Below are 23,987 nucleotides of genomic sequence, written 5' to 3' on the forward strand. Positions count from 1 at the left end.
GTGTATTGATGCTTATCCATAGGGTTATAACGGCCGTAATCGGCATAATCGTCGCCATTTATGTCGTAAACTACGGGCAGTGGGTGTTTGCCGCCGCCGCCCTCGTCCTTACGATGCTCGCCTGGCACGAGTTCGCGGCAATGGCGCGCTGCCGCCAGGTCAATACGGCTTACTGGCTTGGCATGGCCGGCATCGCTCTTATCTGGGGCACGGCCTGGCTGGGCAACGCGCGCGAGACGGTGGCGGTGGTGCTGCTGATCGCGTTTGTCGTAATGGCAAGAATGGTCATCGATCCTGAACGCTTCGACCTGCAGGAGGCGGCTGTCACCATCGCCGGCGTCGTGTATGTCGGCCTGGCGTTCGCCCATCTGGTGCTGCTGCGGTTTACCGACCAATCGCTGCTGATGGCGACAAAATTCGGCCCGCTGTCGGCCGGCGCTGTCTATCTGTGGCTGGCGTTCGTCGGCACCTGGTCGGCCGACACCTTCGCCTACTTCGTCGGCAAGAATTTCGGCCACCGTAAGCTGGCGCCGAAGGTCAGCCCGGGCAAGACGTGGGAGGGCACTATCGGCGGCGTGGCCGGCAGCGTCATCGGCGTGACCGCCATGGGCGCCGCCTGCGCTCTGCCTCTCGGCCACAGCGCCGCCATCGGCCTGCTGGTCGGCATCGTCGCCCCGGTGGGCGACCTTGTGGAGTCGTCGATGAAAAGGTTCTGCGGCGTCAAGGATTCCGGCAAGCTGCTGCCGGGCCACGGAGGGGTGCTGGACCGCTTCGACAGCGTGATGTTCGCCGCTCCGGCCGTTTACTACTATCTACAGCTATTCATCGTGCGCTGACGCGCCGCAAGGAGAATATCATGCTCAAGCGCATCGCGATTTTAGGCTCGACAGGCTCGATCGGCACGCAGGCCCTCGAGGTTGCGGCCGCCCATCCCGACCGCTTCAGGGTTGTCGCCCTGGCGGCCCACCACAACGACAAACTGCTTGCCGAACAGCTGGAAAGGTTCCGGCCGGCTCTGGCGGTGCTCGCCGACGGCGAGGCCGCCGACCGGCTGCGCAGCCGCTACAGCGGACCGGCGAGAATAATGACCGGCGAGGAGGGACTGACCGCCGCCGCCACGCTGGCGGAAGCGGACACCGTCCTGACGTCGCTGGTCGGCTTTGCCGGCCTCCGGCCGACGCTGGCCGCCATCGAGGCCGGGAAGAATATTGCCCTGGCCAACAAGGAAACGCTGGTGGCCGCCGGCGAACTCGTCACCGCAGCGGCGCGTAAACGTGGCGTCGCCATCCTGCCGGTGGACAGCGAACACAGCGCCATTTTGCAATGTCTGCAGGGAGAAGGCAGGACCGGCATACGCCGCCTCATTCTGACCGCCTCGGGCGGGCCTTTCCGGGAGCGGGCGAAGGAGACGCTGCCGAGCGTCACCGTGGCCGAATGCCTGCGCCACCCCAACTGGACGATGGGCCGCAAGATAACCGTCGATTCGGCAACGCTGGCCAACAAGGGGCTTGAGGTCATCGAGGCCCGCTGGCTGTTCGATGTCGGCTACGATAACATCGATGTCGTCGTCCATCCCCAGAGCATTATTCACTCGATGGTGGAGTTCGTGGACGGGTCGGTTATGGCCCAGCTCGGCCGCCCCGACATGCGCCTGCCTATCCAGTACGCTTTCAGCGCTCCCGACCGCTGGCCGGCCGATTTTGCCCGCCTCGATTTCGCCACCCTGACCGGCCTGACCTTCGCGCCCCCCGACACCGACCGCTTCCCGGCCCTGGCTATGGGCTACGAGGCCGGCCGGCGCGGCGGCACCGCGCCGTGTGTTTTCAACGCCGCCAACGAGGCGGCGGTCAACGCTTTTCTGGCCGGGGAGATATCTTTTACCGCTATCGCCGCGTCGATCCGCCGTGCGCTCGACGCCCACGCTACCGTCGCCGCTCCGACCTTTGAGGAGCTTTGCGCCGCGGACGAATGGGCGCGGGCGTTGGTTGCCCGGTTTATTCCCGAGCTGAAATAACCCTTGGAAGAGGTGGAAGTTTGTTAACGACCACGATTATCGCCACTATCTTTGTTCTCGGCCTGCTGGTCCTCGTGCACGAGGTCGGCCATTTCGTCACCGCCCGCCTTACCGGCATGGGGGTGCGCGAGTTCGGCATCGGCTTCGGGCCGACGCTGCTGAGCAAGAGATTCGGCGAAACGGTTTATTCTCTCAACCTCATCCCGCTGGGCGGCTTTGTCAAGATCGCCGGCATGGATCCCGACGAGGAGCAGACGGAGAAGTCCTACGGCGCCAAGCCGATCTGGGCGAGGATGCTGGTCATCGCCGCCGGCTCGCTGATGAATTTCGTGCTGCCGGTGCTGCTGTTTTTCATCGTCATGCTCGGTTCGGGCATCGATCAGGCGTCCGACAAACCGATCATCGGCAACGTTATGGCCGACAGGCCGGCGGCCCGGGCCGGACTGGCCGCCGGCGACCGCATCATGGCCGTGAACGGCGGCAAGATCGAAACCTGGATGGATTTCGTCCAAGTGATCAGGGTCAACGCCAATAACCAGGTGACGATTGTCTACGACCGCGGCGGCGCCACTAAAGAAGCGGTGCTTGTCCCCGAACACGACGCGAAAACAAACCGGGGCATAATCGGCGTTACGCCGCAGATAACGAACTACCGGCCGGGACCGGGCGAAGCCTTCACGCGGGCTGTTAAACAGACGGCGGTCGTGACGGCAGCCATCTTTACCGGCCTGGTGCAGATGCTCATCGGCCAGGCGCCGGCCGACGTTGCCGGGCCCATCGGCGTCGCGCAGATGACGGGCCAGGTGGCCCAGATGGGCTTCCTGCCGCTCCTCCAGTTTGCCGCCTTCCTCAGCATCAACCTCGGGCTCATCAACCTCCTGCCGGTGCCGGTGCTCGACGGCGGCCACCTCATGACGCTGGCTGTCGAGGCGGTACGCGGCAAACCCCTCAGCCGCAGTAAACTGCAGGTCATCCAGACGATCGGTTTCGCGCTCTTAATGACGCTGCTGCTGCTGGCGACATTCAAAGATATTACGCGGATTTTCTGGTGACGGCTATGAAGATAAAGCGCAAACGCACCGCACCGGTGCGCATCGGCAAGATAACCGTGGGCGGCAACGCACCCGTATCGGTGCAATCGATGACCAATACAAAGACGGACGATGTGGCAGCCACCGTGGCTCAGATCGGCCGCCTGACCGCCGCCGGCTGCGACATCGTGCGGGTGGCGGTGCCCGACATGGCGGCCGCCGAGGCGCTGGCTGCCATTAAAGCGGCGGTGGGGGACGTGCCCATCGTCGCCGATATCCATTTCGACCACCGCCTGGCGCTGGCCGCTCTGGAGAGGGGAATCGACGGCCTGCGGCTCAATCCGGGCAATATCGGCGACCCCGACCATGTCGCGGCTGTCGTGAAGGCGGCCAAAAAGCGCCGCGTGCCCATCCGCATCGGCGTCAACGCCGGCTCGCTCGACAAGGCTCTGCTCGCCACACACGGTGGCCACGCCACCGCGGCGGCGATGGTGGAGAGCGCCCTCGGCCATATCCGCATTCTCGAAAAAATGGATTTTTACGATATAAAGGTGTCGCTCAAAGCCCATGACGTGCCGCTTACCCTTGAAGCCTACCGCCTGATGTCGCGGGCGGTGGACTATCCGCTCCACCTCGGGATAACCGAGGCCGGCACGGTCAACACCGGCATCATCCGTTCGGCTGTCGGCATCGGCGCTCTTCTGGCCGAAGGCATCGGCGACACGGTGCGCGTGTCGCTGACCGGCGACCCGGCGGAGGAGGTGAGGGTGGCCAATGAGATCCTCAAATCCCTGGGTCTCAGGGAATACGGCCCGACGCTCGTTTCCTGCCCGACCTGCGGCCGCACCGAGATCGACCTGGTATCTGTCGCCGCGGCGGTGGAGGAGAGGCTGAAGACGATCAGGAAGCCGCTGAAGGTGGCGGTGATGGGCTGCGTGGTCAACGGCCCCGGCGAGGCGCGGGAAGCCGACATCGGCGTGGCCGGCGGCAAGGGGCAGGGGCTGATCTTCCGCAAAGGGGAGATTCTCCGCAAGGTGCCCGAGGACCAGTTGATTGCGGCGCTGTTCGCCGAAATAGATAAACTCGTCGAGGAGGAATAATATTATCATGCGCGCATCCCAGCTTTATGCCCCCACGCTCAGGGAAACTCCGGCCGAAGCCGAGGTAATAAGCCATCAGCTCATGCTGCGGGCCGGATTCATCCGCAAGGCGGCCGGCGGCATATACAACTACCTGCCCCTGGCCTGGCGGGTGCTTAAAAAGATCGAGAAGATCGTCCGCGAGGAGATGGATGCCAAGGGCGGCCAGGAACTGCTGATGCCGATCGTGCTGCCGGCGGAAATGTGGCAGGAGACGGGCCGCTGGGACGTTTACGGCGACGAGATGTTCCGCCTCAAGGACCGCCACGGCCGCGACTTTTGCCTGGGGCCGACCCACGAGGAGATGATCACCACCCTCATCCGCGACGAGGTCCGTTCCTACCGTCAGCTGCCGCTGATGCTGTACCAGATCCAGAACAAGTTCCGCGACGAGATCAGGCCGCGATTCGGTCTGATGCGCGGCCGCGAGTTCATCATGAAGGATCTTTATTCCTTCGACCGCGACGAAGCCGGCCTGAACGAGAGCTATAACAAGATGTACGACGCCTACAGCCGCGTTTTCACCCGCTGCGGGCTGACCTTCCGCCCGGTGGAGGCCGACCCCGGCGCCATCGGCGGCAAGGGCAGCCACGAGTTCATGGTCATCGCCGAATCCGGCGAGGCGGCCATTGTCTACTGCGGCGGCTGCGATTACGCCGCCAACGTCGAAAAGGCCGAGCTGCACCCGATCGAAGCGCCGGCCGAGGCTCCGCAGCCGATGGCCCTCAAGGACACGCCCGGCACGAAGACGATCGCCGCCGTGGCCGAGTTCCTCGGCCTGCCGGCCGACAAAACGGTCAAGACGCTGGCCTATATGACCGACAAGGGGCTGGTGTTCGCGCTTGTCCGCGGCGACCACGACGTCAACGAGATCAAGGTGCAGAACGCCGTCGGCGCTATTTTCCTGCAGATGGCCGACGAGGCGGCCCTGGCGGCCGCCGGGACGGCTCCCGGCTTTATGGGGCCGGTCGGCATCAAGGATGTGACCGTCGTGGCCGACGCGACGGTGATGAAGCTGTATAACACGGTGGTGGGCGCCAACCAGGCCGACAAGCACTACGTGAACGTCAACCCCGGCCGCGATTTCAAGCCGGCGGTCGTCGCCGATATCCGCCTCATCCGCGAGGGCGACCCCTGCCCGCGCTGCGGCGAGCCGGTGAAGGCGGCGCGCGGCATCGAGGTGGGCCAGGTGTTCAAGCTGTACACGAAGTATTCCAAGGCGCTGAACGCCTCCTACCTGGACGAGAACGGCAAGGAGCAGACGATTGTGATGGGCACGTACGGCATCGGCGTCAGCCGCACGATGGCGGCCGCCATCGAACAGAACAACGACGCCAACGGCATTATCTGGCCGGCGGCCATCGCGCCGTTCCAGGCCGCCGTCATCCCGGTCAACAACGCCGACCAGGGCCAGCGCGAACTGGCTGAGAAGATATACGCCGAGCTCGTGGCCGCAGGGGTGGAGACGGTGCTCGACGACCGCGACGAGCGGGCGGGGGTGAAGTTCAAGGACGCCGACCTGATCGGCTATCCGCTGAAGGTCACCGTCGGCGCCAAGGCGGTCAGCGAGAACAAGGTGGAGGTCAAGACGCGGCGCAGCGGCGAGGTTCATTTCTTCCCGGCGGGTGAAGCTGTCGCAGGCATAAAGGCCTTACTGTCCACACTGTAAAAAGTTTTCGCGCCCCGGCATGAGTATGCCGGGGCTTAGCTTTTGTATGGCGGGAAAACGGCGGCTACAGATAACAAAACGCAGCGGAGAGGTATTTTTTTACAGTAAAATCTATTAGTTATAATTGTCGATACTTTTACAACTATAGCAGGAATTGGCGCGGCAATCGCCAAATATTGTACAGTGGCAGTCAAACAGCCACAAAATATAGTTATTCCAGGCGAAACACAGGAGAGTGGCCCTTGCATACCTACTGCATCATCCCCGACAAGACCCAGAACCTCATTGACCTGCTGCCGGAGCTGGAGCTTACCGCCGCCGAGCGCGAATTGCTGGCCGGCGCTGTCGTCACCAAGGTCCAGGTCGACACCGAAGCCCCCGGCTGGGAGGTTTACCTGACCGCCCCGGTGCCGCTGCCGACCGCTGTGCTGGACCGGGCCGCCGGGCACCTTTGCCAGCGCTGCGGCTTGAAGAAGACCGATTTCGTCCTTGCCGCCACCAAGGATTTTGCGCAATATCTGACCGAAAACTGGCCGGAATTCGTCGCCGGCGTCGCGGCCGGCAACCCGACCATCCGCCATTTGCTGTCCGGGGCCAGGTGGCATTTCGACGGGCATACGCTCGCCCTGGAGACGAACGGCGACCTTTCCGGCCAGATTCTTTCCGCCCGCGGCGTCGATAAGGCGATTACCGCATTTGTCGCCGAAAAGTTTTCCCGGCCGTGCGCGGTGGCTTTCCTGACCGTCGCCGCCCCTGAGCCTGAGCGGTGCGACGACGATATATCCGCTAACGGCCACGCGGAGCCGGCGGCCGAGAAAAACGCCGCGCCTGCCAAGAAGAAAGCGCCTGATAACCCGCTGCTGTTCGGCCGCGCCATCAAGAGCGATCCCGTGCCGTTGGCGAGCATCGAGGAGGAAGGACGCAATATCGTCGTCGCCGGGCAGATCGTCAAACACGAACTGCGGGAGCTGAAGTCGGGGCGCACGCTGCTGTCCTTCGATGTGGCCGACCTTGGCGGCGGAATCAGCGGCAAAGCTTTCTTCGACGATAAGGCCCAGATCGCGAAGCTGGCCGCAGGTCTGGCCGACGGCATGCTCGTCAAGGTCAAGGGAACGGTCCAGTATGACAAATACGCAAACGAGCTGGCGATGTTCGCCGACAGCATGTGCCGCCTCGCCAAGCCGGAGCGCTCCGATACCGCTGAGGTAAAACGGGTCGAGCTGCACGCCCACACCCGCATGAGCGCCCTGGATGCCGTCGTGGCGACCAAGGCGCTGATCAAGACGGCCGCCAAGTGGGGACACCCCGCGGTGGCGATCACCGACCACGGTGTGGTGCAGGCGTTCCCGGAGGCGGAGGAGGAGGCGGCCAAATCCGGCATCAAGGTTATCTACGGCATGGAAGGCTACCTGTTCGACGACGACATCAACCAGTCTTACCATATCATCATCCTCGCCAGGAACAGCGTCGGCCTCCGCAACCTTTACCGGCTGGTGTCGCTGTCCCATCTCAAATACCTGCACCGCACGCCCCGCATCCCGCGCGCCATCCTGGCCGAACACCGCGAAGGGCTTGTTTTAGGTTCGGCGTGTGAAGCGGGTGAGTGCATGCAAGCGCTCATTAACGGCGCGAATGACGATGAAGTAAGTAAAATAGCGGCGTTTTACGATTATCTCGAAATCCAGCCGGCCGCGAACAACGAGTTCCTGGTACGCCAGGGGCGCTTCGCCGACATGGAGGGACTGCGCGATATCAACCGGCGGGTCTGCGCCCTGGGCGAGCGGCTGGGCAAGCCGGTCGTCGCGACCTGCGACGTCCATTTCCTTCAGCCGGAGGACGAGGTTTACCGGCGCATCCTGATGACCGGCCAGGGGTACGACGACGCCGACAAGCAGCCGCCGCTGTATTTCCGCACGACCGGCGAGATGCTGGCCGAATTTGCGTATCTTGGAAAGGACAAGGCTTATGAGGTGGTCGTGGAGAACACCCGCCGCATCAGCGAAGAGATCGATTCTTTCAAGCCGATTCCTGACGAACTGTATTCGCCGAAGATTCCCGGCGCCGAGGAGCAGATAAAGTCGATGTCGTACGCCAAGGCCCGCCTGCTCTACGGCGATATGCTGCCGGAGCTGGTGGCCGAGCGCCTGAAATATGAACTGGATTCGATCATCAACAACGGCTTCGCGGTACTATATCTTATCGCCCACAAGCTGGTGAAGAAGTCGCTCGACGACGGTTATCTCGTCGGGTCGCGGGGCTCGGTCGGCTCATCGTTCGTGGCGACGATGACGGACATCACCGAGGTCAACCCTTTGCCGCCCCACTGGCGCTGCCCGGCCTGCCGCTGGAGCGAATTCGTGACCGACGGCTCGTACGGCGGCGGTTTCGATATGCCTGACCGCACCTGCCCGACGTGCGGCGCGGCGGCCGTCAAAGACGGCCACGACATTCCGTTCGCCGTTTTCATGGGTTTCCACGGCGACAAGGTGCCTGATATCGATCTCAATTTCTCGGGCGACTATCAGCCGGTGGCCCATAAGTATACCGAGGAATTGTTCGGCCGCGACAATGTTTTCCGCGCCGGTACGATTGCGACGATCGCCGACAAGACGGCGTACGGGTTCGTCCGCAACTATTTCGCCGATAAGGGCGTCACACCCCGCAACGCCCATATCAACCACCTGATAAGCGGCTGCACGGGGGTTAAGCGAACGACCGGCCAACACCCCGGCGGCATCATGGTCGTGCCGCGGGACATGGATATCCACCATTTCACGCCGATCCAGTTCCCGGCCGACGACAAGAATTCAGCCACGATCACGACCCATTTCGACTATCATTCGATATCGAGCCGGCTGGTCAAGCTCGATATCCTCGGCCATGACGATCCGACGGTGATAAAGATGCTGGAGGATCTGACCGGTCTCGATCCCAAAGCGATCCCCTTCGACGACAAACCGACGCTGAGCCTGTTTTCGTCCACGGACGCTCTCGGTCTCAAACCCGAGGAGCTCGGGTCGACGGTCGGCACATTCGGCATCCCCGAGTTCGGCACGAAGTTCGTCCGCCAGATGCTGGAGGACACCATGCCGCAGAATTTCAGCGAGCTTGTCCGGATAAGCGGCTTTTCGCACGGCACCGACGTGTGGCTGAACAACGCCCAGGATCTGATCAAAAGCGGCACGGCGAAATTGGCTGAGGCAATTTCGGCCCGCGACGACATCATGGTTTACCTTATCCACAAGGGACTCAAGCCGCAGACGGCGTTCAAGGTTATGGAAGATGTCCGCAAGGGCAAAGGGGTCAAGCCGGACGATGTGGCGGTGATGGGGGACCACGGCGTGCCAGCCTGGTATGTGGAGTCGTGCCAGAAGATCAAGTATATGTTCCCAAAAGCGCATGCGGTGGCGTACGTGATGATGGCTTTCAGGATCGCCTACTGCAAGATCCACCACCCGCTGGCCTTCTATGCGTCGTATTTCACCGTGCGGGCGACCGAGTTCGACGCCGACCTGATCGTGAAGGGCGTCCCGGCCCTCCGCCAGAAGCTGGCCGAGCTGGAGCAGAAGGGCCAGGCCGCCTCGGCGAAGGAGAAGGGGCTGGCGACGATCGTCGAGATGGCTCTGGAGATGTATCTGCGCGGTTATAAGTTCGAACGCGTCGATCTCTATAAATCGGATGCAACCTGCTTCCTGATCGTCGATGGCGGACTGCTGCCGCCGCTGGCGTCGCTGCAGGGGGTGGGGGACAACGCGGCCCGCAACATCGTGGCCGCCCGCGGCAATAAGCCGTTCACTTCGGCGGAGGATCTGCGCGTGCGCAGCCGGGCGGCCAAGCCGGTGGTCGATACCCTGCGCGAGCATGGCGCGCTCGGCGATTTGCCGGAGGATGACCAGATCGCCCTGTTCGCATGATTTATTTGCGTAGCGGGTTGTAAATTTTACCCTGCGGTGTTATAATAATTACGGATATGTAGCAGTGTGCGCAGGAGAGTGGGTTGCAACCCACTCTTTCATCTTATGCCAGCCGGTCGCTCGCTCATCGGTATGAGGGGGAACGGCTTAGGCTAAACTAAATGGAGGCTGCTTATCCGCGGCCGCGATAACGCTAATAGAGGTGGGAAAATAATGGCTGCAAAAGAAGTTGAAGTTCTTGTCGAAAAACTGGTGACCGAGATCATCCAGGGGTCGGCCCTGGAGCTGGTGGATGTGGAGTATGTCAAGGAGCGGGACTGGTATCTGCGCGTCTTTCTTTCCAAGGAAGGCGGCATTGGCGTAGAAGACTGCCAGTGGGTGAGCGAGCGTCTGGAGAACAAGCTCGACGAGCTCGACCCGATCAAGGATAGCTATTTCCTCGAGGTTTCTTCGCCCGGTCTCGACCGGCCGCTGAAGAAGGCCAAAGATTTTGCCCGCCATATGGGCGATAAGGTCGAGGTGCATACTTTCGCGCCGATCAACGGCCAGAAGACGCTGGTCGGCACGCTGATGTCCGCCGATGACGGCGCCATCGGGCTCGAAGTCAACGGCAGCCCTATGAGCATTCCGCGCGATCAGGCCTCGCTGGTGAGGCTGCACGTGGAGTTTTGACATAGCGAAAATTGAATAGGGGGTAGAAAATCAAAATGAATGCAGAGTTCATGCAGGCTTTCGAGCAACTGGGAAGGGAGAAGGGGATTGCGCCGGAGGTGCTGTTCGACGCTATCGAGGCGGCCCTGATTTCCGCCTACAAGCGCAACTTCAGTTCGGCCCAGAATGTTCGTGTGGCCCTTGACCGCGATACGGGCGAGATCCATGTGTATGCCCGCAAGGCAGTGGTGGAGGAAGTGACCGACCCGCGGCTGGAGATTTCCCTGCCTGAGGCGCGTGAGCTTGATCCGCGCTACGAGCTGGAAGATGTCGTCGAGCTTGAGGTCACGCCGAAGAATTTCGGCCGCATCGCCGCCCAGACCGCCAAACAGGTGGTCGTGCAGCGTATCCGCGAAGCCGAGCGCGGCATAATCTATGAGGAGTACTCCAGCCGTGAGAGCGATATCGTCACAGGCATCGTGCAGCGCATCGAGGCCAAAAACGTGTTCGTCGATCTCGGCAAGGCTGAGGCTATCCTCCAGCCGTCGGAACAAATCCCCGGCGAGGTTTACCGGCACAGCGACCGCCTGAAGACGTATATCATTGAGGTCAAGAAGACGACTAAAGGCCCGCAGATATTAGTTTCGCGCACTCATCCCGGCCTCTTGAAACGCCTGTTCGAGCTTGAGGTTCCCGAGATCCACGACGGCATCGTCGAGATCAAGTCGGTGGCCCGCGAACCCGGACTGCGCTCGAAGATCGCCGTCCATTCCCGCGACGAGAATGTCGATCCTGTCGGCTCCTGTGTCGGTCACAAAGGCATGCGGGTGCAGACGATTGTCAATGAGCTCAAGGGCGAGAAGATCGATATCGTGAAATGGAACGCCGACCCGGCCAAATATATCGCCAACGCGCTTAGTCCGGCCAAGGTCGTCGCCGTCGATGTCAACGAGACGGAGAAGGCGTCGCGGGTTATCGTGCCCGACTACCAGCTTTCGCTCGCTATCGGCAAAGAGGGCCAGAACGCCCGCCTTGCGGCGAAACTGACCGGCTGGAAGATCGATATCAAGAGCGAGTCCCAGATCCAGACGCCTGTGTAGGGGAGGGACGCCCGATGAAGCAGAAGAAGATTCCGCAGCGGATGTGCGTTGGCTGCCAGAGTATGAAGACGAAGAAGGAACTGCTGCGGGTGGTGCGCACCCCGGAGGGCGAGATCCTGCTCGACAGCACCGGCAAGAAAGCCGGCCGCGGCGCTTATGTGTGCCCGAGCGAGGAGTGCCTGGCAAAAGCGGTTAAGGCGAAGCGCCTGGAAAAGGCGCTGGAGCACGCGATCAGCGAGGATGTTTTCGCGGCGCTGCGGTCCGGGCTGAAGCAGCCATGAACCGCACGCGGCTTATGTCTTTGCTGGGGCTCGCCCAGAAGGCCGGCAAGATAGCCTCGGGCGAGGTCGCCGTGGAATACGCGGTCCGTTCCGGCAAGGCCAGGTTGGTGCTTGTCGCCGCCGATGCCTCGGAAAACACGAAAAAAAGTTATCGCGATCTGTCAGCGTATTATGAGGTCGCGTGTTATGAAGGGCTTTCCAAAGATGAGTTCGGCCACGCCACCGGGAAACCGCCCCGGGCCGCGATCGCCGTAACCGACGCCGGCTTCGGCAAGGCCATCGGAGAGACGTTCAAGGTTTGAACTCACGCAGCGGAAGAATTTTGGGGGTGGATGAATGTCGAAATACCGTGTCTATGAATTAGCCAAAGATTATAACACGACGAGCAAGGTCATTATTGACATCCTGGCTCGTAACAACATAACCGTCAAGAATCATATGGCCAGCCTCGACGATCCGGAGAAGGCGATCATTGATCGAACGTTCGCCCGGAAGACCGGCGTGCCTGAGGAGCCGGCCAAGCCGATGCAGGCGCCCGGCAGGCCGCCGCTGCCTCCGCAGGGTGGGCCTGCGAGGCCTCAACAGCCTCAGCAGCCGCTCCGTCCCGCCGGCCAGGCGCCCGCTCCCGGCGCTCAACGCCCCGGGCAGCCGCTGGCTGTCGGCCCGCAGCGTCCCGGCCAAATGGCCGTGGGTCCCCAGCGTCCCGGCGCCCCCAGACCGCCGATGGGCGGACCGCAGCAGCAGGGGCAACGTCCCCCGATGGGTGGACAGCCGATGCAGCCGAGGCCCGGTCAGCCTCCGTATCAGCAGGGACAACGTCCGCCAATGGGCGGACCGCAGCAGCAGGGGCAACGTCCCCCGATGGGTGGACAGCCGATGCAGCCGAGGCCCGGTCAGCCCCCGTATCAGCAGGGACAACGTCCGCCAATGGGCGGCGGTCAGCAGGGCCGTCCGCCGATGGGTGGGCAGCCTATGCAGCCGAGGCCCGGTCAGCCTCCGTATCAGCAGGGACAACGTCCGCCAATGGGCGGCGGTCAGCAGGGCCGTCCGCCGATGGGGCCGAGACCCGGCCAGCCTCCGCAACAGGGCGGCAGGCCGCCGATGGGCGGCGGGCAGCAGGGGCGTCCGCCGGTGGGCGCGAGACCCGGCCAGCCCCCGCAAGGCGGCAGGCCGGCAGGCGGATCTCCGGGCAGATCTTCGGGTGGACCGCAACGCGGCCGCAGCGACCAGGGCAGGTCATTCGGCAACCGCAACAACAGCGGCAACAGAGGGGCGGCCAGCCGGCATTCTCCTGGCGGCCCGCGCCCGCAGGCTCCCAAGCCCGAACCGATACGCCCGAAGAATATCAAGATCGGTCCTTCGATCACTGTTAAGGACCTGGCGACGAAGATGGCCCGGGAAGTCAGCGAGGTCATTAAGAAGCTCATGATGCTCGGCATCATGGCGACGATAAACCAGGAAATCGATTTCGACACCGCCGTCGTTCTCGGCAGCGAGTTCGGCGTGACGGTGGAGGAACTGCCGCCTGAGGCCGACCCGACCGAGATCGCCGCGATCGAGGACGATGCGGCCAGCCTTCAGCCGCGGCCGCCGGTGGTCACCATCATGGGCCACGTTGACCATGGCAAGACGTCGCTCCTCGACTCGATCCGCCAGACGAACGTAACCGCCCAGGAAGCGGGCGGCATCACCCAGCATATCGGCGCTTACCAGGTTACCCACCAGGGCAAGAAGATCGTTTTCCTCGACACGCCCGGCCACGAGGCTTTTACGTCGATGCGCGCCCGCGGCGCCAACGTCACCGATATCGCCATATTGGTTGTGGCCGCGGACGACGGCGTAATGCCGCAGACCATCGAAGCGCTCAACCACGCCAAGGCGGCCAAGGTGCCGGTCATCGTGGCCATCAATAAGATGGACCGTCCCGGCGCTAACCCCGACCGCGTCAAGCAGCAGCTGGCCGACCACGGCATACTTTCCGAAGACTGGGGCGGCGAGGCGATCATGGTGCCTGTTTCCGCGTACACCAAGCAGGGCATCCCCGAACTGCTGGAGATGATTCTGCTGGTGGCCGAGATGGGCGACCTGAAGGCCAACCCCAACCGGGCCGCCCTCGGCACGATTATCGAGGCCCAGCTCGACAAGGGCCGCGGCCCCGTCGCCACCGTTCTCGTCCAGAAGGGCACGCTGCATGTCGGCGATTCGATCATCGCCGGCGTGGCTTTCGGCAAGGTGCGGGCGATGATCAACGACCGCGGCGACAAGGTCAAGAAAGCGCTGCCGGCAACGCCGGTGGAGGTGCTCGGCCTGTCCGACGTTCCCCAGGCCGGCGATGTGCTGTATGTTGTCGACGAGCGCACCGCGAGGGCGGTGGCCGAGAAACGGGTCGCCAAGAAGCGCACCGAGGATCAGGCCCAGACCTCGAAGGTGTCCCTCGACGATCTCTTCAAGCATATCCAGGAAGGCAGCCTCAAAGATCTGAACATCGTCGTCAAGGCCGATGTCCAGGGTTCGATCGAGGCTCTTCGCCAGGCGCTTGAAAACCTCAAAAACAAAGAGGTGCGGGTCAATATCGTTCATGCCGGCGTCGGCGCGATCAATGAGTCGGACGTCATGCTGGCGTCGACGGCCAACGCGCTGATAATCGGCTTCAACGTCCGCCCCGACACCAACGCCCGACAGGCCGCCGAAAAGGAGAAGATCGATATCCGCCTCTACAGGGTCATCTACGAGGCCCTCAACGATGTGGAAGCCGCCATGACCGGCATGCTCGCCCCCGAGTACAAGGAGGTCATTCTCGGCCGCGTCGAGGTACGGCAGCTCATTTCCGTGCCCAAGGCGGTGGTGGCCGGTTCCTATGTGCTCGAAGGCAAGATAACGAGCACCTCGCAGGTGCGCATCATCCGTAACGGCATCGTCGTCCACGAAGGCAAGCTTGAGTCTCTCAGGCGTTTCAAGGACGACGTCAAAGAGGTCGCCACCGGCTACGAGTGTGGCATCACTATCGAGAAGTTCCGCGACATCAAGGAAGGCGATATCATCGAGGCGTTCACGATGGAACTCGTCAAACCCAGCTAACGAAGCGGGGGATAGATTATGGGTCAGCTACGCACTGAGAAGGTGCAGGAATTCATCAAACAGGAACTCAGCAAGATAATCCTTACCGAACTAAAGGATCCGCGGATTGGCTTCGTGACGGTCACCAGGGTGGACGTTACCGGCGACCTGCGGTCCGCCAAGGCGTATGTCAGCCTTATGGGCAGCGCGGAGGAAAAAACGGCGACCTGGCAGGCGCTCCAGAAGGCGGTCGGTCACCTCAGGAGCGAGATCGGCAAGCGCATCAAGCTGCGCTTCAGCCCCGAGCTGTCGCTGCATATCGACGAGTCGCTCGAATACGGCGCCCATATCAACGAGCTGTTGGCAAAGCTCAAACGCGAAGAGGCGGACAGGTAGGATGGAGATTTCCCTGCGCCGTGCCGCCCGGATGCTCGCCGAAGCAAACCGCATCGTCATCACCGCCCACATCCATCCTGACGGGGATTCCCTGGGGTCGATGCTGGCTCTCTACGCCCCATTGGCCGCCTGCGGCAAAAAGGTGTGGCTGCTCCTCGACGACGAGGTGCCGGCTGTCTACCGCTTCCTGCCCGGCGCCGAGCTCATCCGCCGACCGGAGGACGATTTGGCGGCCGACCTGCTCGTCGTTCTCGACGCCAGCGACGCCGACCGCGTGACCGCCGTCGCCGAGGCCGTAAGGGCGAAGACGCTCAACATCGACCACCATATCTCGAACACGAAGTTCGCCGATTACTGGTATATCGACAGCCAGGCTGCGGCCACCGGCGAGATAATCCTCGACCTTTTGCACCTGATGAAGCTGGAGATCACCGCCGACATGGCCGTGAACCTGTTCACGGCCATCGCCACCGACTGCGGTTTTTTCCGTTATGCGAACGCATCGTCGGCCACGCTCCGCCACGCCGCCGATCTCATCGATCGCGGCGCCCAGCCCCATGTGATTGCCGAGCAGCTTGAGACAAAGCCGCTCGCCAGTATAATGACGCTCCGCAGCGTCCTCGACAGCCTCGAAGTATATGCCGGCGGCCGGATAGCCGCCGTGACGGTGGATATCGACCCGACGGAGAATGGCGCCGAGACGACCGAGGGCTATATCAACTACCCCCGCAATATCGAAGGGGTGGAAATCGCCGTGATGTTCAAACCGGTCGACGATAGCGCCACAAGGGTCAGTTTCCGTTCGCGCCGCTGCGATGTCAGCCGCCTGGCCCTGGCCTTCGGCGGCGGCGGCCATGCGCGCGCCGCGGGCTGTACGGTCAGCAGCGGCCTGGCGGACGCGAAGGAGCAGATCCTGCGGGCGGCCGAGCGCCTCCTGGCGGAAGCGGGCTTATGAGGTCGGGCATCGTCAATGTTCTCAAGCCGCCGGGGGTGACGTCGCACGACGTCGTTTCCTATGTGCGGCGGGTATACGGTCTTAAAAAGGTCGGCCACGCCGGCACCTTGGACCCTGCGGCGGCCGGCGTTCTGCCTGTTTTTCTCGGCCCGGCCACCCGGCTGATCGAGTTCACCGCCGACGCCGACAAAGATTATCGCGCCGAGCTTACTTTCGGCTATGCAACTGACAGTGGCGACGAATACGGCGAGATCGTCGCCTCCCGCGCCGGCTTCAGCTTGCCGCCTGCGAACGAAATTGCCGCCGTGCTCGCCTCATTCCTGGGCGAAAGCGAGCAACTGCCGCCGATGCAATCGGCGATCAAGGTGGGCGGCCGCAAACTGTACGAGCTGGCCCGCGCCGGGATCACGGTGGAGCGGCGGACGCGCACAATCGATATCGCCGCCATCAGCCTCGTCAGGGTCGCCGCACCGACCATCACCTTCGATGTGACGTGCTCCAAAGGCACATATATCAGGACGCTGTGCGCCGATATCGGCGCGCGGGCCGGTTGCCCGGCCGTGATGTCCTTTCTCGTGCGGACCAGGGTGGGGGACTTCACCCTGGCGGCGGCGAAATCTTTCGAGGAGATCGCTGCCAACCCCGAAGCGGCTCTGCTGCCGGGGGATTACGCCGTGAGCCATCTCGCCCGCGTTGTCCTCGGCGACGACGAAGCCGCCAGGTTCGGACACGGGCAGAGCATCGCCCGCGATATTCCCGCGGGCGGCGATTTGTTGGCCGTCTACAGCCCCGCCGGCGGTTTTCTCGGCATTGCCCGCCGCGATCCCCGTGCGCCGCTCCTGGCGCCTGTCAAAGTACTCGGCCAGACCCCGTAAAGGAGCTTGCTATGGAGGTTTATACCCGGCTGACCGATATCCGCGGACGGTTCGTAAATTCGGCCGTAGCGCTGGGCACCTTCGACGGCGTCCACGTCGGCCATCAGCATATCATCCGCACGGCGGCCGCCTGCGCCCGTAAAGCCGGCGGCGCCAGCATCGTTTTCACCTTCAACAATCACCCCCTGTCGGTCATCGACCCTGATCGCAGCCCGCCGCTGCTCATAACCGCCGCCTACCGCGAGGAGCTGATCGCCGCCCTCGGCGCTGACGTGCTACTGTCGGTTTCCTTCGACCGCGCGTTGCTCGAACTGCCGCCCGCCGCTTTCATCGACCTGCTGGTGGACAACCTCCGCCCGTCATGCGTCGTCGTCGGCCCCAATTACTCCTTTGGGCACCGGGGCGCGGGCACGCCGGAGATGCTGGCCCTCGCCGGCCGCGAACGCGGCTTCGAGGTGCTCGTGCCGCCGGCCGTGGAGCTGGGCGGCACGATCGTGAGCAGCACGCTCATCCGCCAACTCATCCTCGCCGGCGATGTCGCCGAGGCTGCGCCGCTGCTGGGGCGCCCATTCCGCGTCAGCGGCACGGTGAACAGGGGAGAGGGGCGAGGCCGCACTCTCGGCTTTCCGACCGCCAACATCACCGCCGCCGCCGGGCAGATCGTGCCGGCCGACGGCGTTTACGCCACCGATGTGTACGTCGACGGCGCCAGCTACAGCGGTGTGGCCAATATCGGCGCAAACCCCACCTTCAGAGGCAAAGCCCGCCATATCGAGGTCCATCTGCTCGGCTTTACCGGCAATCTGTACGGCCGGACGATCGCGGTCGATTTCCTCGCCAAGCTGCGCGACGAACGCACCTTTGCCGGCGCCGAGGAGCTTAAGGCCCAGATTGCCCGCGACATCGCCGCCGCCGGACAGTATTTCAAATAACCCGGCAAGATTGTTTACAGCCGAAATTCTTTATGGTAGAATATAGAGGATAACCAGCCTATCGCGCATTATGGCGGCAGAGCTGGGTATAATAATCACCTGAACCATGGCGAGGATTTTCGACTCTCCGACGATTGTCTTGGCCACTGGGGATCAGCGAAAAAAGGAGGGAATATCGTGCTTACACCGGAACAAAAGCAGCAGCTCATCGAGAAGTATCGCGTCCACGAAAGCGATACCGGTTCGCCTGAGGTACAGATTGCCATCCTTACCGAGCGTATCAACTACCTCACCGGACACCTCAAGGAGCACAAGAAAGACCATCACTCTCGTCGTGGTCTTCTGAAAATGGTCGGTCAGCGCCGGGGTCTTCTCAACTACCTGCGCGACAACGACATTGCTCGCTACCGCATTATCCTCGAAAAACTCAACCTCAGAAAATAACGGAAAGCGGGGAGAACCCCCGCTTTTTTGTTGTTCCCTCAGGGTTAGCAGCCTGGAAAAAAGGGAATAATACAAAAAATGTCGAAGAGTTAACCTTTGGAAAAAGAAGAATAGGGGATTTAGAGGAGGAAAACCGAATATGCACACATTTCAAATGCAGCTTGGCGGCCGGCCGCTTGTCATTGAGACCGGTAAGATGGCCAAGCAGGCGAGCGGTTCGGTGCTTGTCCGTTATGGCGACACCGTGGTGCTCGCCGCCGCAACAGCTTCCGCAACACCGCGCGAAGGTATCGATTTTTTCCCGCTGACTGTCGACTATGAGGAGCGCATGTATGCTGTCGGCAAGATTCCCGGCGGCTTCATCAAGCGCGAAGGACGCCCCAGCGAAGCGGCCGTTCTGGCAGGCCGCCTCACCGACCGCACTATCCGTCCGCTGTTCGACGAGAGCTTCCGCAACGATGTGCATGTTGTGACCACCGTTCTGTCGGTGGACCACGACAGTCCGCCCGATATGCCGGCGATGATCGGCGCTTCCTGCGCTCTCGCCATTTCGGATATTCCGTTCGGCGGACCGATCGCCGGCGTAAGGGTCGGCCTTGTCGACGGGCAGTTCGTCATTAACCCTTCGGTCAAGGAACAGGAGAAAAGCGACCTTAACCTGATCGTCGCCGGCACCAAAGATGCCGTTATGATGGTCGAAGCCGGCGCGAACGAAGTGCCCGAGTCGGTCATTCTCGACGCCATCATGCACGGCCACGGCGTTATCCGTGAGATCGTTGCCCTCCAGGAGGATATGGTCAGCCAGATCGGCAAAGCCAAGCGCGAGCTGAAGCGCTACGAAGTGCCGTCCGAAATCGAGGCGGCGGTGCGCGCTTTTGTCACCGACGACCTGAAAACGGCGGTCGCCAACGCTGACAAGCATAGCCGCGACGAAGCTACCAAAAAGGTCAAGGACGAAGCGATTGCCCATTTCAAGGCAATCTTCCCCGACAACCCCAAGGAAGTTTCCTATATGATCGGCAAAGTCCTCAAGGAAATCGTCCGCAAGATGATTACCATCGATAAAATCCGTCCCGATGGCCGCAAGCTGGACGAGGTACGGCCGATAACCTGCGAGGTCGGCCTGTTGCCCCGTACCCACGGGTCAGGACTGTTCACCCGCGGTCAGACCCAGATCCTTTCTGTCGTCACCCTTGGGACGCTGAGCGAAGACCAGCTCCTGGACGGTCTCGGCGTTGAGGATCACAAGCGTTATATCCATCACTATAATTTCCCGCCGTACAGCGTCGGCGAAACAAAGCCGATGCGCGGCCCCGGCCGCCGCGAGATCGGCCACGGCGCACTGGCTGAAAGGGCCCTGTTGCCGATGATCCCGTCCGAGGCCGAGTTCCCGTACACCCTCCGCCTTGTGTCGGAGGCGATCGAGTCCAACGGTTCGACGTCGATGGGCAGCGTGTGCGGCAGCACCCTGGCGCTGATGGACGCGGGCGTGCCGATCAAGGCGCCGGTTTCCGGCGTGGCTATGGGTCTGGTGAAAGACGGCGAGTATTTCACGATCCTCACCGATATCCAGGGGCTCGAGGATGCCCTCGGCGACATGGACTTCAAGGTGGCCGGGACGGAAAAAGGCGTCACAGCCATCCAGATGGACATCAAGATCGCCGGCATCAACCGCGCCATCCTGGATAGCGCCCTCGAACAGGCGCACCGCGGACGGATGCACATCCTCGGCAAAATGCTGGCCGCCATCGACAAACCGCGCCCCGAGATGTCACCGTACGCGCCGCGGATTATCACGCTGCAGATCGACCCCGACAAGATCCGCGACGTCATCGGCCCAGGCGGCAAGATCATCAAGAAGATCATCGAGGAGACGGGTGTCACCATCGATATCGAAGACGACGGCAAAGTGTACATCGCCGCCGTAGACCAGGAGGCTTCCCAGAAAGCGGTAAAGATCATCGAGACGCTCGTCCGCGACGTGGAAGTGGGCGCAAGCTATCTCGGCAAGGTCACCCGCCTGATGAACTTCGGCGCGTTCGTCGAGATCCTTCCCGGCAAGGAAGGCCTCGTCCATATCTCCCAGCTGGCCCTCGAACGGGTCGCCAAGGTCGAGGATGTCGTCAAAATCGGCGACGAAATTCTCGTCAAGGTTACGGAGATCGACCGCCAAGGCCGCATCAACCTGTCGCGCAAGGATCTGCTCAGGAGCGAAGCGGCGAAAACCAGGGAAGAGTAATAGCATATCTAAATAAGCAGACCGCCCCTGCCGGCAAGACCGGAGGGGCGGTTTTTTTTCATGAAACCGGCGTCAGGATAATAGATTGTAAAAGAGACGGGGAGGAGGGCGACTGATCTGATGCGACTTTTTTTTGTTGGCCGCGTGCCGCGCTGGTATCTCGGCTTTGCCGCCGGCTTTTTTTTCCTGGCCGGCCTGCTGCCAGGGCTCGCCGGGCTGATCGCGGCCGAGAGAAACGCGCCGCGGCCGATTTATAACGGCCATCCCGGCAGACAGCAGGTCGCTCTGGCCTGCAATATCTTTTGGGGCGAAGAGTATCTGCCGGCGATGCTCGACACGCTCGACCGGGCGGGCGTGAAGGCGACCTTCTTTATCGGCGGCAGCTGGGCGAAACGGCATCCCGACCTGGTGCGGGAGCTGGCGGCCCGCGGCCACGAGCTCGGCAACCACAGCTACAGCCACCCGCACCCCAACACGCTCGGCATTGCCCAGAACCAGGATCAGATTCTGCGCACCGAAAAGCTGGTGGAGGAGCTTACAGGGGTGAAAACGACGCTTTATGCGCCGCCGTACGGCGAGTTTAACGCCGCCGTGCTGACGGCCGCGGCCGAGCTGGGCTATACGACGATCCTGTGGAGTGTGGACACCGTCGACTGGAAACGGCCGCCGGCTGAGACCATTCTGAACCGGGTGTTGGGTAAAGTCCACAATGGCGCCATCATTCTGATGCATCCCACCGAACCGACTGCCCAGGCCCTGCCTGAGCTGATATTTCGCCTTCACGGGAGAGGGTATACGATTAAGCCCGTTTCTGATATACTGAACTAAGATAAGCTCACAATACAAACGCCTATAAGTTTAGGGCGCCTAGAATCCTCCATATGCAAGGCGCACCGGAGAATGCGAAGCGACGGCGTACTTGGTTGTGTACGTCTAGCGAGCATTCGAGGAGCAACGCCGCAGATGGGGGGTTATAGGCGCCCGTACACGATTGCCGGTAATTGTTATTGATTAATGGGCCTCACATGTGATACTATGTTAACATAACAAGTGGCTATCTGACGGTTCGAGCTGCCGGGTAGCCGCTTTTAATTGTCGTAAGGGGAGGTAGCGAGATGATTAAGTACAGGCAGTATATCGCCGTGATTACCCTTGTCGTCGTGTTCGCCGCCGTCCTTGCGCCGGCGGCGCCGGCTCAGGCGTTTTCGCTGAGCGATCTCACCGGCCAGACCACCGGCGCCGATAAGTCGTCCGGCAACGGGATTTTCAACATCTTGCTGGGGCTGCTCCTCGGCAACCTGTTTGGCAATATGTTCGGCTCCGATACGGCTACGGGGGACAAGCCCGGCCTGCCGGGGACGCTGACAGGCGGCAAGGAGATGATGGGCTTTTACGCCGAATGGTGGCCGACCGACACGTCGTCCTACACCGCGCTGGCCAAGAACATCGATACGATCAGGACGATCATCCCTTTCTGGGGGACGATCGAGGAGAGCGGCGCGCTCACCGACCGCGGCGGCAACGACCATGCTGCGGTGGTGAAATACGCCCACGCCAACAACGCCAAGGTGCTGCTGCTGGTCAACAACGCCAAGCAGACGGGCGCGTCCGTGCCCGTGCACACGGTGCTGGCCAGCCCTGCGCTGCGCAAGACGGCGATCGACAACCTTGAGGCCTATATCAAGAAGTATAAGCTCGACGGTGTCAACATCGACTTTGAGATGGTGCCGGCCGGCGACCGCGGCAATCTGACGGCCTTCATGAAGGAGCTTTACGGCCGCCTGAAACCCCAGGGCTACATCGTGTCAATCGACGTTTTCCCGAAAACGGACGAGCAGAGCGATGTCGCGGCTGCTTACGATTACGGCCAACTGGCCCTGTACGCCGACCGCATCGTGATTATGGCGTACGATAACCACGGCGTTTGGAGCGGCCCGGGCCCGATAGCGGATATCACCTGGGTGGAGAACAGCCTGAAATACGCGCTCAAGTTCATTCCCAAGAACAAGCTATACCTCGGTGTGGCCGGTTATGGCTACGACTGGTCGAGTAAAGGGGTTGAAAGCCTCGAATACGCGCCGATCATGAGCCTGGCCGAAAAGCACGGCGCGGCGGTGAAGTGGGACGAGGCCGCGAAATCGCCGTACTTCAGCTATACGGCGGCGGACGGCGTCAGCCACACCGTCTGGTTCGAGAACAGCAGGAGCGCCGCGTACAAGCTGGATCTCGTGAAGAAGTACGACATCGCCGGCGCGGCCCTGTGGAAGCTCGGCGAGGAGGACCCGGCGCTCTGGCGGACGGTCAAGGAAAGGTTCGGCCTGTGAGCAGCCCGACAACAATAGTACAGGAGGTCCACAGTGTATAATAAGAAACGCCACAAGCTGCTGTCCTGGATTCTGTTGCTGGCTGTCGTGCTGACCATCCTCGCCCCGCTGTCCGTCTCCCAGGCGGCCGGCGTGGGCGATGTCCTCGGCGCGCTTACCGCACCTACAGCGCCATCATCCGACGGCGGCGGCATATTGAACACGCTGTTCAGCTTCCTGTTCGACAAAATCCTTGGTCCCATTCTCAATATTTTCGGCGGCGGCTCGACTACGACCGGCACCCCGCCGGTTAAGCTGCCGCCTTCCCCTTCGGGTGGCGGGCCGGTCATCGACAGCGGCGTGCTGCGCGGCAAGGTGATCGTCGTCGATCCTGGCCACGGCGGCAGCAATCCGGGCGCGGTGTCGAACGGCACTCATGAGAGCGACAACAACCTGGCCGTCAGCCTCAAGCTGCGCGAGAAGCTGCGCCAGGCCGGCGCCAAGGTGGTCATGACCAGGGAAACCGACCGCACCGTAGCGCAGGCCGGCAGCTCGCTCGGCCAGGAATTGCAGGCCAGGGTGGATATCGCCGAACAGAATAACGCCGATATGTTCGTGAGCATCCATTCCAACTCCAACCCCGATCCTTCAATAGCGGGCGCGATGACCTTCTTCCCCAGCGGCAAGTCGTCCAAACTGGCCCTGGAGGTCCAGAGCGGCATTGTCCGCGAGACGGCTTCCGTCGATAAAGGGACGCAGCCGGCCACATTCTATGTGCTGCGCAACACAACGATGCCCAGCATTCTGGTGGAGATGGGCTTCGTAACCAACGCCGCCGAGGCGGCGAAGCTCCAGAACGACGCTTACCGCAACCGTATCGCCCAGGGTGTGTTCACGGGGATCGTGAAATACTTCCAGGTCAACTGACGAAAAACGCCGCCGCAAAATTGCGGGGGCGTTTTTCTGGGCGCAGGCCGGTTTTTATTT

At 62.0% G+C, this 23,987-nt stretch carries 20 protein-coding genes; all 20 read left to right on the plus strand.

Going from position 1 to position 23,987, the window contains the following annotated elements; all coding sequences use genetic code 11:
• Window positions 1-8: 8 nt before the first annotated feature.
• The 20 genes from RIN56_01685 to RIN56_01780 all read left to right on the plus strand — a co-directional run bounded on the left by RIN56_01685 (window position 9) and on the right by RIN56_01780 (window position 23,927).
• A complete protein-coding gene (locus RIN56_01685; GenBank protein MDR7865493.1) occupies window positions 9-836 on the plus strand; it encodes a phosphatidate cytidylyltransferase in 828 nt (275 codons plus the stop codon).
• Between the two features lie 20 nt (window positions 837-856).
• Window positions 857-2,014 carry a 1-deoxy-D-xylulose-5-phosphate reductoisomerase gene (locus RIN56_01690; protein MDR7865494.1) on the plus strand — a complete coding sequence of 386 codons (1,158 nt, stop codon included), beginning with the start codon at window positions 857-859 and terminating at the stop codon, window positions 2,012-2,014.
• Between the two features lie 20 nt (window positions 2,015-2,034).
• On the plus strand, window positions 2,035-3,066 hold the full coding sequence (gene rseP / locus RIN56_01695) for an RIP metalloprotease RseP (GenBank protein MDR7865495.1): 1,032 nt from the start codon (window positions 2,035-2,037) through the stop codon (window positions 3,064-3,066).
• 5 nt (window positions 3,067-3,071) lie between these two features.
• Complete coding sequence (gene ispG, locus RIN56_01700; GenBank protein ID MDR7865496.1) at window positions 3,072-4,145, plus strand: flavodoxin-dependent (E)-4-hydroxy-3-methylbut-2-enyl-diphosphate synthase; 1,074 nt, start codon at window positions 3,072-3,074, stop codon at window positions 4,143-4,145.
• A gap of 7 nt (window positions 4,146-4,152) precedes the next feature.
• Entirely contained in the window at window positions 4,153-5,853 is a 1,701-nt protein-coding gene (locus tag RIN56_01705) for a proline--tRNA ligase (protein ID MDR7865497.1), read from the plus strand.
• Between the two features lie 242 nt (window positions 5,854-6,095).
• Window positions 6,096-9,767: a PolC-type DNA polymerase III gene (locus RIN56_01710; protein ID MDR7865498.1), complete on the plus strand. Its 3,672-nt coding sequence runs from the start codon at window positions 6,096-6,098 to the stop codon at window positions 9,765-9,767.
• A 213-nt stretch (window positions 9,768-9,980) separates the two neighbouring features.
• Window positions 9,981-10,439 carry a ribosome maturation factor RimP gene (gene rimP, locus RIN56_01715; GenBank protein MDR7865499.1) on the plus strand — a complete coding sequence of 153 codons (459 nt, stop codon included), beginning with the start codon at window positions 9,981-9,983 and terminating at the stop codon, window positions 10,437-10,439.
• A 35-nt stretch (window positions 10,440-10,474) separates the two neighbouring features.
• On the plus strand, window positions 10,475-11,518 hold the full coding sequence (gene nusA / locus RIN56_01720) for a transcription termination factor NusA (GenBank protein ID MDR7865500.1): 1,044 nt from the start codon (window positions 10,475-10,477) through the stop codon (window positions 11,516-11,518).
• 14 nt (window positions 11,519-11,532) lie between these two features.
• Entirely contained in the window at window positions 11,533-11,799 is a 267-nt protein-coding gene (locus RIN56_01725; GenBank protein ID MDR7865501.1) for a YlxR family protein, read from the plus strand.
• The gene (locus tag RIN56_01730) at window positions 11,796-12,101 is read left to right on the plus strand and encodes a ribosomal L7Ae/L30e/S12e/Gadd45 family protein (GenBank protein MDR7865502.1); all 306 of its coding nucleotides are present in this window, start codon (window positions 11,796-11,798) and stop codon (window positions 12,099-12,101) included. Before RIN56_01725 ends, RIN56_01730 begins: the two co-directional genes overlap by 4 nt.
• A gap of 34 nt (window positions 12,102-12,135) precedes the next feature.
• A complete protein-coding gene (gene infB / locus RIN56_01735) occupies window positions 12,136-14,877 on the plus strand; it encodes a translation initiation factor IF-2 (GenBank protein ID MDR7865503.1) in 2,742 nt (913 codons plus the stop codon).
• A gap of 18 nt (window positions 14,878-14,895) precedes the next feature.
• Window positions 14,896-15,252 carry a 30S ribosome-binding factor RbfA gene (gene rbfA, locus RIN56_01740; GenBank protein MDR7865504.1) on the plus strand — a complete coding sequence of 119 codons (357 nt, stop codon included), beginning with the start codon at window positions 14,896-14,898 and terminating at the stop codon, window positions 15,250-15,252.
• A 1-nt stretch (window position 15,253) separates the two neighbouring features.
• The gene (locus tag RIN56_01745; protein ID MDR7865505.1) at window positions 15,254-16,207 is read left to right on the plus strand and encodes a DHH family phosphoesterase; all 954 of its coding nucleotides are present in this window, start codon (window positions 15,254-15,256) and stop codon (window positions 16,205-16,207) included.
• Entirely contained in the window at window positions 16,204-17,082 is an 879-nt protein-coding gene (truB, locus tag RIN56_01750; protein ID MDR7865506.1) for a tRNA pseudouridine(55) synthase TruB, read from the plus strand. The genes RIN56_01745 and truB overlap by 4 nt, the downstream gene beginning before the upstream one ends.
• Window positions 17,083-17,093: 11 nt before the next feature.
• Window positions 17,094-18,014, plus strand: coding sequence for a bifunctional riboflavin kinase/FAD synthetase (locus tag RIN56_01755; GenBank protein MDR7865507.1), 921 nt, complete (start codon window positions 17,094-17,096; stop codon window positions 18,012-18,014).
• A 174-nt stretch (window positions 18,015-18,188) separates the two neighbouring features.
• The gene (gene rpsO / locus RIN56_01760) at window positions 18,189-18,458 is read left to right on the plus strand and encodes a 30S ribosomal protein S15 (GenBank protein ID MDR7865508.1); all 270 of its coding nucleotides are present in this window, start codon (window positions 18,189-18,191) and stop codon (window positions 18,456-18,458) included.
• 139 nt (window positions 18,459-18,597) lie between these two features.
• A complete protein-coding gene (locus tag RIN56_01765; GenBank protein MDR7865509.1) occupies window positions 18,598-20,697 on the plus strand; it encodes a polyribonucleotide nucleotidyltransferase in 2,100 nt (699 codons plus the stop codon).
• 120 nt (window positions 20,698-20,817) lie between these two features.
• Window positions 20,818-21,525, plus strand: coding sequence for a polysaccharide deacetylase family protein (locus RIN56_01770; GenBank protein ID MDR7865510.1), 708 nt, complete (start codon window positions 20,818-20,820; stop codon window positions 21,523-21,525).
• Between the two features lie 287 nt (window positions 21,526-21,812).
• Window positions 21,813-23,021: a glycosyl hydrolase family 18 protein gene (locus RIN56_01775; protein ID MDR7865511.1), complete on the plus strand. Its 1,209-nt coding sequence runs from the start codon at window positions 21,813-21,815 to the stop codon at window positions 23,019-23,021.
• Between the two features lie 33 nt (window positions 23,022-23,054).
• The gene (locus RIN56_01780; protein ID MDR7865512.1) at window positions 23,055-23,927 is read left to right on the plus strand and encodes an N-acetylmuramoyl-L-alanine amidase; all 873 of its coding nucleotides are present in this window, start codon (window positions 23,055-23,057) and stop codon (window positions 23,925-23,927) included.
• Window positions 23,928-23,987: the final 60 nt, after the last annotated feature.

This window comes from Sporomusaceae bacterium (genome assembly GCA_031460455.1).
Classification (GTDB): domain Bacteria; phylum Bacillota; class Negativicutes; order Sporomusales; family UBA7701; genus Anaeroselena.

What these genes read in the sequence shown, in the direction of transcription:
- RIN56_01685 (MDR7865493.1), top strand. Translation starts at nt 9, where the DNA reads ATGCTTATCCATAGGGTTATAACGGCCGTAATCGGCATAATCGTCGCC.
- RIN56_01690 (MDR7865494.1), top strand. Translation starts at nt 857, where the DNA reads ATGCTCAAGCGCATCGCGATTTTAGGCTCGACAGGCTCGATCGGCACG.
- ispG (MDR7865496.1), top strand. Translation starts at nt 3,072, where the DNA reads ATGAAGATAAAGCGCAAACGCACCGCACCGGTGCGCATCGGCAAGATA.
- RIN56_01705 (MDR7865497.1), top strand. Translation starts at nt 4,153, where the DNA reads ATGCGCGCATCCCAGCTTTATGCCCCCACGCTCAGGGAAACTCCGGCC.
- rimP (MDR7865499.1), top strand. Translation starts at nt 9,981, where the DNA reads ATGGCTGCAAAAGAAGTTGAAGTTCTTGTCGAAAAACTGGTGACCGAG.
- nusA (MDR7865500.1), top strand. Translation starts at nt 10,475, where the DNA reads ATGAATGCAGAGTTCATGCAGGCTTTCGAGCAACTGGGAAGGGAGAAG.
- RIN56_01725 (MDR7865501.1), top strand. Translation starts at nt 11,533, where the DNA reads ATGAAGCAGAAGAAGATTCCGCAGCGGATGTGCGTTGGCTGCCAGAGT.
- RIN56_01730 (MDR7865502.1), top strand. Translation starts at nt 11,796, where the DNA reads ATGAACCGCACGCGGCTTATGTCTTTGCTGGGGCTCGCCCAGAAGGCC.
- infB (MDR7865503.1), top strand. Translation starts at nt 12,136, where the DNA reads ATGTCGAAATACCGTGTCTATGAATTAGCCAAAGATTATAACACGACG.
- rbfA (MDR7865504.1), top strand. Translation starts at nt 14,896, where the DNA reads ATGGGTCAGCTACGCACTGAGAAGGTGCAGGAATTCATCAAACAGGAA.
- RIN56_01745 (MDR7865505.1), top strand. Translation starts at nt 15,254, where the DNA reads ATGGAGATTTCCCTGCGCCGTGCCGCCCGGATGCTCGCCGAAGCAAAC.
- truB (MDR7865506.1), top strand. Translation starts at nt 16,204, where the DNA reads ATGAGGTCGGGCATCGTCAATGTTCTCAAGCCGCCGGGGGTGACGTCG.
- RIN56_01755 (MDR7865507.1), top strand. Translation starts at nt 17,094, where the DNA reads ATGGAGGTTTATACCCGGCTGACCGATATCCGCGGACGGTTCGTAAAT.
- RIN56_01765 (MDR7865509.1), top strand. Translation starts at nt 18,598, where the DNA reads ATGCACACATTTCAAATGCAGCTTGGCGGCCGGCCGCTTGTCATTGAG.
- RIN56_01770 (MDR7865510.1), top strand. Translation starts at nt 20,818, where the DNA reads ATGCGACTTTTTTTTGTTGGCCGCGTGCCGCGCTGGTATCTCGGCTTT.
- RIN56_01775 (MDR7865511.1), top strand. Translation starts at nt 21,813, where the DNA reads ATGATTAAGTACAGGCAGTATATCGCCGTGATTACCCTTGTCGTCGTG.